Origin of the sequence: Candidatus Scalindua japonica (assembly GCF_002443295.1) — a bacterium.
GTDB lineage: Bacteria > Planctomycetota > Brocadiia > Brocadiales > Scalinduaceae > Scalindua > Scalindua japonica.
This window is the reverse complement of record NZ_BAOS01000045.1, coordinates 146,546-160,397: the sequence shown is the minus strand read 5'-3', so window position 1 is coordinate 160,397 and position 13,852 is coordinate 146,546. Positions and strand designations below refer to the sequence as shown.

The 13,852-nt window shown below is 34.4% G+C and carries 16 protein-coding genes; all 16 read right to left on the bottom strand.

What is annotated here, in order from left to right:
- Window positions 1-195: 195 nt before the first annotated feature.
- On the bottom strand, window positions 196-1,173 hold the full coding sequence (locus SCALIN_RS20890) for a glycosyltransferase (RefSeq protein WP_096896366.1): 978 nt from the start codon (window positions 1,171-1,173) through the stop codon (window positions 196-198).
- 26 nt (window positions 1,174-1,199) lie between these two features.
- On the bottom strand, window positions 1,200-2,405 hold the full coding sequence (locus SCALIN_RS20885; RefSeq protein ID WP_096896365.1) for an aminotransferase class I/II-fold pyridoxal phosphate-dependent enzyme: 1,206 nt from the start codon (window positions 2,403-2,405) through the stop codon (window positions 1,200-1,202).
- A gap of 164 nt (window positions 2,406-2,569) precedes the next feature.
- The gene (locus SCALIN_RS20880) at window positions 2,570-3,472 is read right to left on the bottom strand and encodes a sulfotransferase (RefSeq protein WP_096896364.1); all 903 of its coding nucleotides are present in this window, start codon (window positions 3,470-3,472) and stop codon (window positions 2,570-2,572) included.
- 418 nt (window positions 3,473-3,890) lie between these two features.
- Window positions 3,891-4,889: a sulfotransferase gene (locus SCALIN_RS20875; RefSeq protein WP_096896363.1), complete on the bottom strand. Its 999-nt coding sequence runs from the start codon at window positions 4,887-4,889 to the stop codon at window positions 3,891-3,893.
- A 91-nt stretch (window positions 4,890-4,980) separates the two neighbouring features.
- A complete protein-coding gene (locus tag SCALIN_RS20870; protein ID WP_096896362.1) occupies window positions 4,981-5,931 on the bottom strand; it encodes a hypothetical protein in 951 nt (316 codons plus the stop codon).
- Window positions 5,931-6,620, bottom strand: a complete 690-nt coding sequence (locus tag SCALIN_RS20865) for a WbqC family protein (protein WP_096896361.1) — start codon at window positions 6,618-6,620, stop codon at window positions 5,931-5,933. Before SCALIN_RS20865 ends, SCALIN_RS20870 begins: the two co-directional genes overlap by 1 nt.
- A 493-nt stretch (window positions 6,621-7,113) precedes the next feature.
- Window positions 7,114-7,341 carry a hypothetical protein gene (locus SCALIN_RS20860; RefSeq protein WP_096896360.1) on the bottom strand — a complete coding sequence of 76 codons (228 nt, stop codon included), beginning with the start codon at window positions 7,339-7,341 and terminating at the stop codon, window positions 7,114-7,116.
- A 39-nt stretch (window positions 7,342-7,380) separates the two neighbouring features.
- Window positions 7,381-8,385, bottom strand: a complete 1,005-nt coding sequence (locus SCALIN_RS20855) for a sulfotransferase family protein (protein WP_096896359.1) — start codon at window positions 8,383-8,385, stop codon at window positions 7,381-7,383.
- Window positions 8,386-8,849: 464 nt separating this feature from the next.
- Window positions 8,850-10,073, bottom strand: a complete 1,224-nt coding sequence (locus SCALIN_RS20850) for an ABC transporter ATP-binding protein (RefSeq protein WP_096896358.1) — start codon at window positions 10,071-10,073, stop codon at window positions 8,850-8,852.
- 266 nt (window positions 10,074-10,339) lie between these two features.
- Window positions 10,340-10,609: a DUF5647 family protein gene (locus tag SCALIN_RS20845; RefSeq protein ID WP_096896357.1), complete on the bottom strand. Its 270-nt coding sequence runs from the start codon at window positions 10,607-10,609 to the stop codon at window positions 10,340-10,342.
- The gene (locus tag SCALIN_RS20840) at window positions 10,606-10,914 is read right to left on the bottom strand and encodes a DUF7718 family protein (RefSeq protein WP_096896356.1); all 309 of its coding nucleotides are present in this window, start codon (window positions 10,912-10,914) and stop codon (window positions 10,606-10,608) included. The genes SCALIN_RS20845 and SCALIN_RS20840 overlap by 4 nt, the downstream gene beginning before the upstream one ends.
- A 373-nt stretch (window positions 10,915-11,287) precedes the next feature.
- A complete protein-coding gene (locus SCALIN_RS20830) occupies window positions 11,288-11,536 on the bottom strand; it encodes a type II toxin-antitoxin system HicA family toxin (protein ID WP_096896354.1) in 249 nt (82 codons plus the stop codon).
- Complete coding sequence (locus SCALIN_RS20825) at window positions 11,529-11,834, bottom strand: type II toxin-antitoxin system HicB family antitoxin (RefSeq protein WP_096896353.1); 306 nt, start codon at window positions 11,832-11,834, stop codon at window positions 11,529-11,531. Before SCALIN_RS20825 ends, SCALIN_RS20830 begins: the two co-directional genes overlap by 8 nt.
- Window positions 11,835-12,101: 267 nt before the next feature.
- Window positions 12,102-12,479, bottom strand: coding sequence for a four helix bundle protein (locus SCALIN_RS20820; protein ID WP_096896352.1), 378 nt, complete (start codon window positions 12,477-12,479; stop codon window positions 12,102-12,104).
- A 261-nt stretch (window positions 12,480-12,740) separates the two neighbouring features.
- On the bottom strand, window positions 12,741-13,115 hold the full coding sequence (locus tag SCALIN_RS20815) for a toxin-antitoxin system TumE family protein (protein WP_096896351.1): 375 nt from the start codon (window positions 13,113-13,115) through the stop codon (window positions 12,741-12,743).
- On the bottom strand, window positions 13,112-13,384 hold the full coding sequence (locus SCALIN_RS20810; RefSeq protein ID WP_096896350.1) for a hypothetical protein: 273 nt from the start codon (window positions 13,382-13,384) through the stop codon (window positions 13,112-13,114). The genes SCALIN_RS20815 and SCALIN_RS20810 overlap by 4 nt, the downstream gene beginning before the upstream one ends.
- Window positions 13,385-13,852: the final 468 nt, after the last annotated feature.

The following is a 13,852-nucleotide window of genomic DNA, read 5'->3' as shown; positions in this document are numbered from 1 at the left end:
AGTAATAAGTTCTCATATAGCTGTATAACTATTCATCCAATAAGACAAAAATATCTTTAATTAATTATTATGACGGGTTAATTTATGATAGACTATTTTTCATGTCTGTCCAAATTAATCAAAAGTAAACCTTGATTGTATATCAAGAAAATAATTTTTAAAAGCCTCTGCCGTAACAAAAAAAAGTATGGTAAACTAACGATCGAGGTATAACTGCTTTTTCAATAGAGTCAATATCTTTATAACTCCCGGTGGAAACAAATCTAAAACTTCACGTATTAGTTTACGATAAGGTAAAACAGGATTACCGGGATATGCCTTAAAACATTTAAAAAGATATAAAACGGCACCTGACCGGTCGTTCTTCTGTTTGTATAGTTCATATAACAAATAATAACGATGAGAAATTCCAGATTTGATCAATTCTCCATATTTTCGATCAAGGTGCTTAAAAAAAATTCTATATGACTTGATTTCTCCTAAATAATTTTCGGCAAGTCCTTTTGAATACCACAAACCACCACTATGGATTCTGTAAACACCCATATCTTGAGTAATACATCCAATTTTTCCATGGTGTGCATTTAGAATGTGTAATGGCCAATCACCTAATGGTGTTTGATAAAACCAGTCTGGAAATTCAAGAATTAAGCCATTACGAAACATAGTGGAGCATGAACCAATGAAATTCCCTTTAATCAAGTCTTCGATGGTGTAACTTTTTTTTACTTGGGGAGAAGGATAAGCTTCTGATTCTTTTTTTCCATTTTCAAAAATCATCGTCAATTTATGGAAACAAATTGTAATTTCTGGGTTATTATCCAAATAATCAACCTGTTTCTGTAGCTTGTACTCATCTGTCCAGTAGTCATCACCATCAAGCAAAGCAACATATTCTCCACTTGCATGTTTAAGGTTATTAATGAAGTTCCACCTTCCTGTGGGCTTTCCATTGATGAAGATAACATTCCTTCTATCATTTAAAAACAATCGAATTTTATCAGGGTATTTTTCAGCATATTCTTTTACAATCTCCCTGGTATTGTCTGATGAATCATCTTCTCCTATCAGCAATTCATAGTCAAAATCAGTTTTTTGCATCAGTACACTTTCAATTGCCTGAGATATGAATTTCTCATGGTTATACGTTAGCATACAAACACTGACTTTCATACCTCATCACCTCTATCCAAGTCTATTCATTCCTGCCTTTCCGTTAACCTTGAGCTTATTTCATCACCATGTTCCACAGCAAATCCAATAATTTGACAGATTTCTTTTATGTCTTCGGGTCGAACAGCTGATCCAGTAGGCAAGCACAGTACACGTTCAGAAAGTTTCTCTGTCTCAGGTAATAGTAAACCCGCAGTCGGATAATATGAGCGGTATGGTTCCATCCGGTGACAGCTTGGATAGAAATAACGCCGCACTCTAACATTTTCAGCATGGAGAATATTCATCAACTGGTCACGACTAATTTCTATCTTATCAATATCTATTTCCATAATTATATAATGGAAATTATTATCCTCACTTTCATCATAGCGTTGCAGGTTGATTCCTGAGATACAAGACAAATAATTGTGGTACAAATCATAGTTTTGCCGGTTTATGTTAATGAATTCGTCTAAACTTTCCAATGAAACCAAACCCATCGCTGCAGATACCTCGTTCATCTTACCATTTGTTCCGATATAAGTCACATTGTCCATCCCATCAAAACCAAAATTCTTCATCAGCCTGATCTTAGTTGCTAATTCATCATTATTCGTTACAACGGCCCCTCCCTCAAGAGAGTTGAAAAACTTAGTTGCATGGAAGCTGAATACCTCCGCATCACCAAAGTTGCCAATCTTCTGCCCGCTGTGCGAGCATGCAAACGCATGGGCCGCATCATACAACAGCTTCAGATTCCTTCTTTGCGCAATCTCTGCTAAAGCTTTTACATCACAAGGACGTCCCCAGATATGTACACCGATGATGCCGGTTGTACGAGGTGTGATCAATTCTTCAACTCGGCCCGGATCAATATTATGAGAGTCAGGGTCTATGTCACAGAACACCGGCGTTATTTCCTGCCACTGTAATGCATGGGCCGTAGCGATGAAAGTAAAGGAAGGAATAATAACCTCCCCCCTGAGGTCTAAAGCCCTGATTGCAATCTCCAATGCCACCGTACCATTGCACATTGCAATACAGTGTTTTACACCAATCAGATCAGCTATTTTTTGCTCAAATTCTCGCACATAGTGACCTCTGTTAGTCAACCAACGCTGATCGAGTATATCGTTGATATACTTCAAAAACCTTTGACGGTTACCAATGTTTGGACAACCAACATGAAGCACTTCGTTGAAAGCCGGCTTACCACCGAAGATTGCCAGATTTTTTACTGTTTTAATCATATGTTTATATCCGCTTTTGATAATTTCTTAAAAGCATCTGAACCTTCAAAATATTTTTTTATTTGCCAGTAGAAGTTTTGACTTTGACTCCTGCTAATAATTTTCCTTTACTTGAAGTTGAGTAATGCCTGCTTCAGACCAAGCTTTCTTTGTATAAAAAATCATTATTGTAAATAATGTACAATTGCATGCTTGTCAGGCGTTCCGTCGTTCCTGTAAAAATTCTCCATATTAAATAGACTCATTATTTCATAACCCCTGTCAATAGTTGAATTGCTTATCAGATTTGCCCATGAACGTATTGTATTTGAAGGCTTTAATAAATCACTGCTCTTTCTCGTTGTGTGGGTGGGTTTATTTAGAACTTGATTTGCATGTTTGAAATCAATTTCTATATGTAAGTTATTTATAATATATCTCAATTCCTCGTCTAAGTTTGTAATTAAGTTTTCATAACATATGATTGATATGTCTTTCGGATTGAATTGTTTCAATGGAACATAATAATAAATACACCAAAAAAAAATCGCTCTTAAATATGCATCGTCAATAGCAAGATAATCATGCTTAAATGGTTGCAAGAAGTCATTGATTAATTCTTTTTGCGCTATAATTCTAGATCTGGAACGAGAACCATCTCCAAAGTTAGCATTTATCCATGAGTCCGCTACAGCAAATGGATTCCTCATAAGTAAAATTATTTCTATATTCGGAAAGTGAGTGTTTATCCATTTTAAAAAAAGATTAATCCTAATATCCTTAATTAATAATTTTTTTGATGATTGATTTGTGTTGAGTTCTTCTGTCCATTGATTTTTTACAGTTCCTGTTAGTATTTTTCTGGCTGGAACTAAATATTTCCTGTCTTTATTTTCAGGTCTTATGTATAAGGGATAAATAAATGGTTTTGCAAGTGCGACTTTTTCAGGGAAAAATGGTTCAAAAATCCCTCTAAAGTCAGAGTTACAATTAAGTAAATTATTTAAGAGTGTGCTGCCACTTCTTCCCATACTTGATATTAAAATAGTTTTATTATAATCTTTCTTTGAGAATGTGAGTATTTTCATCTTTGTTATGTATTTTAAAATTCACATTATTATTTCAATTAATTTTCTGTTTAAGAAACAGAATGCCACCTGCTTATTTCTCACATGCTTATATTATCTCTGAAAATTTTATAGGCAGCCTTAATTTTTGAACGATACTCTCAATAACAAAACATGTGATAAGGCACTCAATGGTCTGTGGTTTTCTATATGTGAGTATAAAGAAAAACCATTATGAGTCACGATCCCTATTTGATTCCGATCTAAATATAATCCCTGCATATAGTGACCTAGGCTAGTCAACCAACGTCGATTGAGTATATTATTGATATACTTCTAAAACTTTTGGTGATTACCAATGTTCTACAACGAACATGATGCACTTCATTGAAAGTAGGCTCTCCATTAAAGTTAGCAAAATCATCTAATCGTTTTTTGTTCATAATACTAACTCCTCACCTGAAAAAAACTTGTAAGATTCAATGACTTTTTCGCCTTCCTCTTCTGGCAATCGAATCTGATTTGTGGGTTGAAAACTATCCTGTCCTGTATAACGCCAATCTGCCCTGTAACCCTGATCTGCTAATTTATTAACAATCTGTTGAAAAATTTTCTCTGGGTCCATACAAAACTCTTCATAGTTGACGTTCAGACATCGTTTAGCATCAATTTGGCTAAGCCCTTTTTCGATAGCACAATTCGTATGAAACACTTGTCCCGCAACCTGTCTGCACGGTTCAAGGTCTTTGAGTCCCTCATATTCTCTCGGTTTGAACGAATACCATGCCTTTCGATTACCGTAATACTTGACTCTGGCGTCTAATAGTGATTGAATGCTATAAAACGGATGACGCTTAACATTGATGAATAAAATCTTATCAAATATGCTGGAGACATAAGGGATATTCCAATTTATGATCAAACCTTTTAAAGCAACAGGTTTATTGAATACTGCCTCAACGGCTGCTAGCTCGGCTACAAATTTGTCAGCGTCAACCTGTTTCAAAGATTGTTCGTCCAGATATTGAATTTCTCCATATGGGAAAAAACGTCTCCAGAAATACCAGAATTCATTGGGAGCTAAAGCTCCCTTAGTTTTACCAAGAACAGATTCAAAAGGAACTTCCTCATTAAAATCGAATATTTCATTATTAAAGTCATATTTTGTCAGCATCAATTGAATTTTAGCACCTATACACGGAGCACCATAAAACCTCGATAGTATATTTGATGGGTAACAAAAATACCCTAAACCTGCTAGCCACTGCAATAATAGTGTAGAACCTGATCTTGCGCATCCAGTGATTAAAACTATTGGATATTCTGGCATTCTATAGTTTTCTATGATTTTATCCTCAATCGGACATAAGATGCTGTTAATTTCCTTTAATATAATCTCTAGGTTTTCATTTTTTTGATGCTTGTTTCTCCTTTTCATCTTTATATTTTACTTGTCAACTTAATCACATAATTTATGAAGTAAAATTACATTAATTTTAATATTAGTATTGCTCTTTAATAAATCTATTTCAGACAAAGTTTATTACCATATCAATAATTTTATTCACATCACTCGATCCATATCTTTGATCTATGGGTAAAGGAATTAGAAATTCTGTAAACTTGTATTCTAAACTACTCTTCTTTACCCTTTCTAAAACCTCCTTCCAATATGTCGCAACGTAAATACCATTCTTGATCAAATACTCTTTTAAACCATCTTTTGAGATTAAAAGTGGATAAACCATTGGTCCATTTAAATTTTCAACGGATAGTTCCAACTCATTCAAACTTGAAAAAACCTTATGAAAGGACAAGAAGTTTCTTTCCCTAGCGGACTTAGCTTGAGCATAATCAATCGAGGCAAGTAAACTCTGTGTAAGCTTTGACATCCTTTTGATTGGTGCATCCTCTAATAATTCTTCATTATTTTTATATATTTCATAGCTCGTACTGGCACCTACATCCAATCTCTTCAATAAATGTTCACACTTATTGTACGATATATCATTTTCTAACGATTCTTCCAGAATTTCATCGATATATAAATACCCTCCATCGGGAACACCAAAGAACTTTCTCGGTGAGTAAAATGTACATAAATTTTCTATCGGTTTAGAAAAAAAAGCCTGAGAATTATCTATTATCAAATATTTATGATTTGCTGCTAACTTGTGAATATTTTTTTCATTAATACCAAAATAATTTACATAAAGCATAAAATTATTTGAAGAAATAACACCATCAATTAAAGGCTCAAAATAATTGTTAATATGATAAAAACCAATAGAGACATTTTCTCTTTGAATATGTGAAATCACACTATCACAAATATAATATGGCAGATAAATTCTCTTAGGCTTCGCAACTTTTATAAAATACCAAAGAGCCTTCCGGCCACTATTTAGTCTTATAGCTTTGGAATGGCATTCTTTTCCCCTATTAAGTTCTAATCCAAAAAAACCTCCAATTTCTTTCATCAAACTAACTCGTATTCATTTAATAGTCTTTGTACTTCACTTCTTGAATTAAACATCAGCAAATCTATAATTGATAAATTTGGTACAAAATCATTGTTAAATTGTTTATAAGTTATTTTTTTTGCCTTAATAAAATAAAGATCGATATGATTTTTTTTAAATTTTTCTCTAGAATATAACTCATAACCACCTGTAGCATTAATGTAAGTACTAGTTTTTAGCATCTTACAAATATCCAAGACTTTATCTTGCCCTTTTAAATTTTTATCATTTTCTAACCCAGAAGAAACTATAAATTCAGTTTTTATATTTAAAATATCTGCTATTTTTTTCAGATTATTGGTTATATATTTCGCAAGATTATCATCTTGAAAAAGTAAACTCTCCTTTATAACTGGAAAAACTTCTTCAAAATACGGAGCCTTTATGTATGATTGAAATATTGTTTTTACTAATTTATCTCTATTAGTTCCAATCTTAATTTCATTAATTAGCTTAAAACTGCTTGCTCCATTAACGCCCAAAGAAATTAAATGTTTTTTGCCATTAATAAGAATATAATTTCTATTAATCCATCCCTGTTTTATATAATTAACATCATCATAAATAACAAAAGTATCAACAGCATTTATAAGCTGGAAATATCCAACGTACGGAAAGAGATAAGGTTGCATAATTGCTAATTTCATAAAGGCAATTTCGTCATTTCACTTTATCATATGATATTTAAACTAATTCTTTGTTATTATTATATTTCAAATCAAAAAGATCTCTGTAATTTGTAAAGATAAGCTTAGCTAATTCAAAGAGAAAACTATAAATGCGTTTAAAAAACGCCAATTTTTTATAAAAGTTCTTGTTTTTCGCCTGCTCATCAGAATCTGTGGATAAACTTATTAGCCAGGCACACGTAAGTGTTGTGTTAACCCTCTGTTATATTTAATATAAGTAGTGGTTAATTTGAAGTTGGTTTAAGCTCTCCAGATATTTTATTAAAAAATATTTCTTTTATTCCCTTCGGAGCCGCCCACCCTCACTGAACGCTGGGGTGGACGGCGGATGAGGGAATAAAAGAAATTCCTTTTGGTGAGCCCTTCTTCAAAAAAATAATAATTTAATTATTCTTACCCACAGATTCTTATGAAGAGCCTGTTTTTCTAACCATAAGATATTCTCACTAAATTAATCACTCACACCCAACTCTATTAACTGTTCAGAGGGTAATCGAGAATTCAAAAGTTGGTCAAAAAAACGATCATTATACGTGTAGTTTAGCTTACCGAATTCCTCTTTGTGGCCTGCCATGACAGCATAATAGCAGCCAAACAACATTGCAAATGTATTCGGTAACGATCCATTTAGATAAATCTTGCAACCATATTTACGCTTTTCCACAAACCGTTTTACCATCTCAAGTTCCTATCCAACTTTATTGCCTGATATCTGAAATTACATTCTTCTATTCCTTGAAAACATTATTTTGATGTATCCGCATATTGTTGTGCCTAAAAGGACCTTTATCCAGCGAACAACTCTTTCTTGTTTGTTCCTACGACTCGTAATAATAGCAAGCAGGGGTAACGTAAATTTTTGGACCAGGGACTCAGCCCACCAGCCATCCTCTGCATATCCAAGTTCGCACAAACATTGACCTGCAACTTCATCAAACACATATTTTTGTATTGGCCTCATATCTTCTCGCCAACTATCAGTTTTTCCTTTTCGATAAAAAGCCGGATTTGTCTTAACTCTCATATCGGCAGATTGTCTCTTTGCCTTCATCTTTTCAAATTGATGAGCTTCAACAATGGAGGATACCTCCTTATTACTTGCAGGCAAACCACAGAAATCAAATACGGTCTTGAGAGTTTTTACTCCAGAAGCCAAAAGATCTTCATATCTTACCTCCAGGTAGTGATCACCATACTGCCTGGCGTTTAGTGCTGCCTTAACATTATTCTGCCAACTCTCAGCAGACCCTTGAATAGTAGAAGTCCCATACCCAATTTCCCTACAAGCAGCCACCATTGACATAGCCACGTCACGTCCATCTCTGATGATGTGTATAAACTGTGCGTTTGGTAAAAGCTTGTAAATGTCTTCTACAAACATGGAATATCCAGGGTGCTTATCAAGCACATGTGTTGCCTGCGGGTTAGTAGCAACAACCTTTTCATAAACCCGAGAAAGAAAGGCCCTAAGAAAATCGTAGAATTCGTCTTTCGTCCAAAGAAATGGCAGCCCCTGATACCATCGCCCTTTTTCGATATTTGAAGCTTCACGATCCCAAGCACGAATCCAAGGTGCTGTATAATTATTAAACAATGTCAATTCTACTGTTGTACATACCATAGGGTGTGCACCAACCATCATCTGCAACCAAGACGTACCGCTTTTCGGAGAACCGATGATAAATATAAACTGTTTATCTATAATGGAATGTGTTAAATCCATGATTTATATTTTTTTAAATATAAAAAAAAAGAGTTTCGTCAAAATTAATCTACACTCCACTTACCTAGCAATAGAAAGTACGCTCAACTCGTATATAAGGTCAATACTTGAAAACATACAACATTATCAATCATTACTAATGTTTCATTGTTTGACAAATCAGTAACACCTTCGCCGATAGAATATGTTTCCGTATTGGACTGCATATTATTAAGTATTAATTTAATTTAACTATAGAAAGTTCTGAAATGATAAAACACATTCAAAAAATGAGGTGCCACAGGAGCAATAATTTGACTGTGATTCCCAAATAAAGTTCTTAACAAATTACTGCCAGAACGTTCTGAGGCTAACAAAACTATTCCGAAATGACTCATTATTTAATTCCCAACCTTCACTGGAATTATTTTTTGATAATCCAAAGTTTTAATAATCTGTTTTAACAGCACTATATTTTCTTCATTTTATATAATAGTCCACTCTCCCTGGAACTGAATTGACGCCCAACCTACCACATCACCAACTATCTGGAAATTTTTTATCGACTCATATCTTGAGAGAATTTCCCCAATTTTACCGTTTTCCAATTCTTCTACAATAGAAACATCAATAGAATAAATACCTGGATTGAGTTGAAATTTTGGGAATTTTATTTGAAATCTTAATATTTCCCCGTTATTGACAATTTCTAAATCAGAGTTTATAGAGTAACATTGGGCGACTGGAATCATCTCCTGGTTCAAAAACGCAATATTAATCAAGCAACGTTTAATTTCAAGATGAACTGAAAAACTCATTTCTATATATAAATTATCTAAATAATTTATCTTAAATATTGAATTATCTGATTCCTTCTTATTATCAGAATAGAGTTTGATTTCATGAATTGACGTTTTTCCTCTTCCTAAGATTTGAGTTTTTGAACGTTGAAATATAGAATAATATTGCTCAATTCCCTTCGATACATTATATCCCTGGAAGACAATATTGGATAAATTTAATACGACAACCCTTGAACATATCCTGGAAACTGCTGGCATTGAATGAGATACAAATACAATAGAAGCATTCCTGGATATTCTATCAATTGCATTCATACATTTAATTCTAAACCCTATATCTCCAACTGCCAGCACTTCATCAATTATCAAAATATCAGGCTCCATGTGGGCTGCAACCGCGAATCCAAGTCGTACTTTCATTCCTGAACTGTAGTTTTGGACCGGTGTATCAATAAATTTACCTATCTCCGCAAATTCAAGTATACTTTCAAATTTGTTTGATATTTCCTCTTCCGTAAAACCGAGGACAGAGCCATTGATATATATATTTTCCTTTCCTGTCAGAATTGGATTAAAACCTGCTCCCAGTTCGATCAGGGCGCCCACACGTCCACGCATGGTTATTTTACCTTTATCCGGCTTGATGAGGCCGTTCAGCATTTTAAGCAGAGTACTCTTCCCCGACCCATTCGGACCGATCAATCCAAGGCACTCACCACGTTTCAGTTCAAAGGAGACATCGTCAAGCGCCCAGAATTCATCTTTCCTTAGATCTCTGTGACTATTGCTGCGCCCTATGAGTTCAGAGCCTAAATCCTTCATACCATACCAGAGGCTGCGTTTCAGCTTGCGGCAGAATTTTTTGGAGACGTTTTCGACTTTTATTAATACTTCGCTATCGTTCATAGTTTTTAGTTCTTGGTTCTTGGTTCTTAGTTCGTTGTTCTTAGTTCTTAGTTACTGGTGCTTGGTTCTTGGTTCGTTGTTCTTAGTTCTTTGTGCTTTGTGCTTTGTATACTTGTCGGGTTAATTCTCTTGCCATCTGCCATGATCCTATATCTTCAAAGCGGATTATCTTCATGAAAGACCTCCTTTTCTTCTTCTATACAACTGAATTGACCTTTTTGCTTTTCACCTTTCGCCAAAAAATTATTGTCTAAAGTAGATGTCTTTCAGTATACTGCATGCGGTTCAATTTCTAACTCTTCAATGCGAGAAATGAGAGGTTTTATCTTTTTTATTCTAATGTATACTACAGACTGATCTTTTTCCATATGTTCTCTGGCCATCTTATTACTCCATTTATTAAAACCTTCATCTCCTTCTAATTGCATAATTATAACGGCATTGTTTGGAATACTTTCAGCAATATCTGGATGCTCACGCATATATCTGTTAAACTCTTTAATCAAATCAGTGTTTTTCTTTTCCATAATATTCATGTTCTCTCTCCCAAATACTTTTGCATATAATTTTCCCAGTTCTCATCTATGTCATCATCAGCTAAAGTTAAAGCATCCTCAAATCGAAGATTTAATTCCTCTTTCGTATGTTTCCCACGCAAATTATAATAATCTCGATGAGCAAAACCATGAGCACAATCGTATCTGACTACTTCATTCCATTTACCTCCATAGTTAACCTCTAATTGTACAACAAATTCTACTATTTTACCTCTTGTTGTCTTGTGAAAGTGCCTTTTCCTGGCATAACCACTGTAAGGAATTATGTATCGTTTTTCAGTCATACCAGAGACTGGGGTTTAGTGCTTGGTTCTTGGTGCTTTGTTCTTGGTGCTTGGTGCTTTGTGCTTGGTGCTTTGTGCTTGGTGCTTTGTGCCTTGTTCTTAGTGCTTGGTTCTTCGTGCTTGGTGCTTTGTGCTTTGTATACTTGTCGAGTTAATTCTCTTGCCATCTGCCATGATCCTATATCTTCAAAGCGGGTTATCTTCATGAAAGACCTCCTTTTCTTTCTGTGTTTAGCTTAATTTTGATTTGCTTTTTTCTTACCAAGCACTAAGCACCAGCCACAACGAACTAAAATGAGTGAGTATGTATCATATAAATGGTTAAGATTCTTTGACCATAACCCACATTACGAGAAAATGATTGTCATTTTAGTTATTTGTTCTTGTTTTGTAATACCCTGGCAATTTCTTCATCACTAAATTTTAATTGCCTAAACACTCTTTTACAATAGTTTGGATCAAGGGTCTTTTTACCCATTAATACCGGTGCAGAATATCTTCTATCATTATAGTATCGTGAGTAAATGGCATGATCTGTTCTCTTTTGTCTTACAAAGGCGGCTCCATCTCTTTCCAACAATTTAATAAATTGTTTGCTGGACATCGATGGGAGCTTATACATAAACAGGAACCTCGTGCACTTCAAACGGCCTAAAATACAAGGTGTCCCCTGATTTACCATGCCACTCAGGCTCTGTATCCCGTAAGAATTCTATCAATTCTTTAACGGTAATCGGCTCAACAACTGTTTCCTGATGTTCCTTGATGTCTTCAAGATATATTTCTATTGCATTTTTTAAGTTTTTTTCAGCATCAGCCAGATCAACACCACTTGCCGAAACATTTAATTCCAAGCATATTGCAACATATTCTAATTTGCTTTTCCTCATTATTACGGTATATTCATTTTCAGCCAACATTTTTTCCTCCCAGTGCAAAAATTATTAAAGGAACAAAAGACGATAAAAAGAGGAAGGATACACAGCTTTTTCCTTCAATAAAAAATAACTTACCTCCCAGATTACCTCCTTATGCAGATCTTAATGACCGGTGCTACGCCTTATGAGTTCAGAGCCTGTATCTTTTTAGTGCTTTGTGCTTTGTTCTTAGTGCTTTGTGCTTTGTTCTTTGTTCTTAGTGCCTTGTGCTTTGTGCTTGGTGCCTGGTGCTTTGTTCTTAGTGCTTTGTTATTGGGTCTTGGTTTTTTGTTGCTTTAGGTATTTTATGAAAGCGCCAATTTTAGAACTTGCATTGCCCGTTAACATGTAAACCTCATCAAATGTTTTTATTGCCAGGTAATGCTGATCAAGTGCAACATAAAGCTGTGATTGTACCTCTGAACACGATCTTTGTGCATAGGAAAGAAATCTGGCAAACTCTGCCCTGGAACCAGAATCAAAACCCTCCGCAATATTAGACATTACAGAAACTGATGCTCTGCAAATCTGGTCCTTTAATCCAAAATCTTTAGAAAATTTATGACTTTTAGTTACATCATATACTTGTCGAGTTAATTCTCTTGCCATCTGCCATGATTCTATATCTTCAAAGCGGGTTATCTTCATGAAAGACCTCCTTTTCTTTCTTTTTTTAGCACTTAGTGCTTAGTTTTTAGTGCTTTGTGCTTTGTTCTTTGTGCTTTGTGCTTTGTGCTTTGTGCTTAGTTCTTAGTTCTTAGTTCTTAGTTCTCTTTATTACTAGCTGCAATACCCATAATTTTTAACTCTATTTCCACATACAATACGGTTAAACTTTCAAGTTCCTTCTGAGATGCTATTTGTCACTTGTCGTTAGTCCAACATTATCTATCAATTTTCCTCTAAAAACTACCCTAAATTCTCTATTACAATATTCTCAATTTTATCAAGCACATCGATAAGTTTAACGGATTTGTTTTCCTTCACACCATCTGGCAAATGTACATGATGAGGAAAGGTACTTAACTCTTTATGGTGTGGAGCATTGTCCCATCTGGTTATCAGGTTATTCTTTTCATCCATATAGTGAAATCTATAATGCATTTTCTGCCCAATGAATATTTCTTTAAAATGGAGAACAGAACCGTCCATGAACACAATATTTCCGCCTATCTTACTGATATCAGCATCTTCATCATATTCTGTATCAATTCTTTCTCGCTCTATCAACCATTCCAGCTCCGTAATCCTCTTTTTGATCTTTTCAAAATAATAAATGGTCATAAAGAGAGTCCATCTATTATTTTCTTCTGCTCAATTATTTTATTATAGGCTTCATAAACAAAAAGCCAATCAAACCACTCTTCATCATCTCCAAGCTTTCCAGTATTGAACTTGTCATAGAACGCTTCACTTTTCATCTTGTGCTTGCTTTCAAAAGCTTTTAGACGTTTAAGGTAGTTTCTCTCCTTTACTGACAGTAATTTTTTTTTTAAAACTATGCCTGATTTCAATATCTGCAATTCTTCATCCTTTACTCTTATTTGTTCCATATTATACCCCTATCTCTGCAAATACGCGTATCATTCATGTCTGGAAAATTAATATTCCAATTTTAGCTGTTTCTTTGTGCTTAGTTCCTAGTTTTTAGTGCTTTGTGCTTGGTTCTTAGTTCTTGGTTCTTGGTTCTTGGTGCTTGGTGCTTGGTTCTTTGTTGCTTTAATATTTTATGAAGGTATCTTTAGTTTTTCCAGATGGGTTGAATGGATTTTCAACGTATCAGCTCTGACATCAAGAATCATATTTATCGGTGATTTTCACAATATCTTTAATCGCTGTTTCCTGATATTGCATGGTAACTGGTTCAGATTTAGTTTTATTTATTTCTGTAACAACTTTGAATAAGAAAGCACAGTTAATCCTATAGCTTTCTTAAAGCCTGAATCCATAGAAAGAATAATATTATCATTTAATTCTATCGTAGTTCTTTTCCCTGGAGTTGATATTGAAAACATTACGAC

Coding starts and splice junctions, on each gene's coding strand:
- SCALIN_RS20890 (WP_096896366.1), bottom strand. CDS start 1,173: ATGAAAGTCAGTGTTTGTATGCTAACGTATAACCATGAGAAATTCATA.
- SCALIN_RS20885 (WP_096896365.1), bottom strand. CDS start 2,405: ATGATTAAAACAGTAAAAAATCTGGCAATCTTCGGTGGTAAGCCGGCT.
- SCALIN_RS20880 (WP_096896364.1), bottom strand. CDS start 3,472: ATGAAAATACTCACATTCTCAAAGAAAGATTATAATAAAACTATTTTA.
- SCALIN_RS20875 (WP_096896363.1), bottom strand. CDS start 4,889: ATGAAAAGGAGAAACAAGCATCAAAAAAATGAAAACCTAGAGATTATA.
- SCALIN_RS20870 (WP_096896362.1), bottom strand. CDS start 5,931: ATGAAAGAAATTGGAGGTTTTTTTGGATTAGAACTTAATAGGGGAAAA.
- SCALIN_RS20865 (WP_096896361.1), bottom strand. CDS start 6,620: ATGAAATTAGCAATTATGCAACCTTATCTCTTTCCGTACGTTGGATAT.
- SCALIN_RS20860 (WP_096896360.1), bottom strand. CDS start 7,341: ATGGTAAAACGGTTTGTGGAAAAGCGTAAATATGGTTGCAAGATTTAT.
- SCALIN_RS20855 (WP_096896359.1), bottom strand. CDS start 8,385: ATGGATTTAACACATTCCATTATAGATAAACAGTTTATATTTATCATC.
- SCALIN_RS20850 (WP_096896358.1), bottom strand. CDS start 10,073: ATGAACGATAGCGAAGTATTAATAAAAGTCGAAAACGTCTCCAAAAAA.
- SCALIN_RS20845 (WP_096896357.1), bottom strand. CDS start 10,609: ATGAATATTATGGAAAAGAAAAACACTGATTTGATTAAAGAGTTTAAC.
- SCALIN_RS20840 (WP_096896356.1), bottom strand. CDS start 10,914: ATGACTGAAAAACGATACATAATTCCTTACAGTGGTTATGCCAGGAAA.
- SCALIN_RS20830 (WP_096896354.1), bottom strand. CDS start 11,536: ATGTATAAGCTCCCATCGATGTCCAGCAAACAATTTATTAAATTGTTG.
- SCALIN_RS20825 (WP_096896353.1), bottom strand. CDS start 11,834: ATGTTGGCTGAAAATGAATATACCGTAATAATGAGGAAAAGCAAATTA.
- SCALIN_RS20820 (WP_096896352.1), bottom strand. CDS start 12,479: ATGAAGATAACCCGCTTTGAAGATATAGAATCATGGCAGATGGCAAGA.
- SCALIN_RS20815 (WP_096896351.1), bottom strand. CDS start 13,115: ATGACCATTTATTATTTTGAAAAGATCAAAAAGAGGATTACGGAGCTG.
- SCALIN_RS20810 (WP_096896350.1), bottom strand. CDS start 13,384: ATGGAACAAATAAGAGTAAAGGATGAAGAATTGCAGATATTGAAATCA.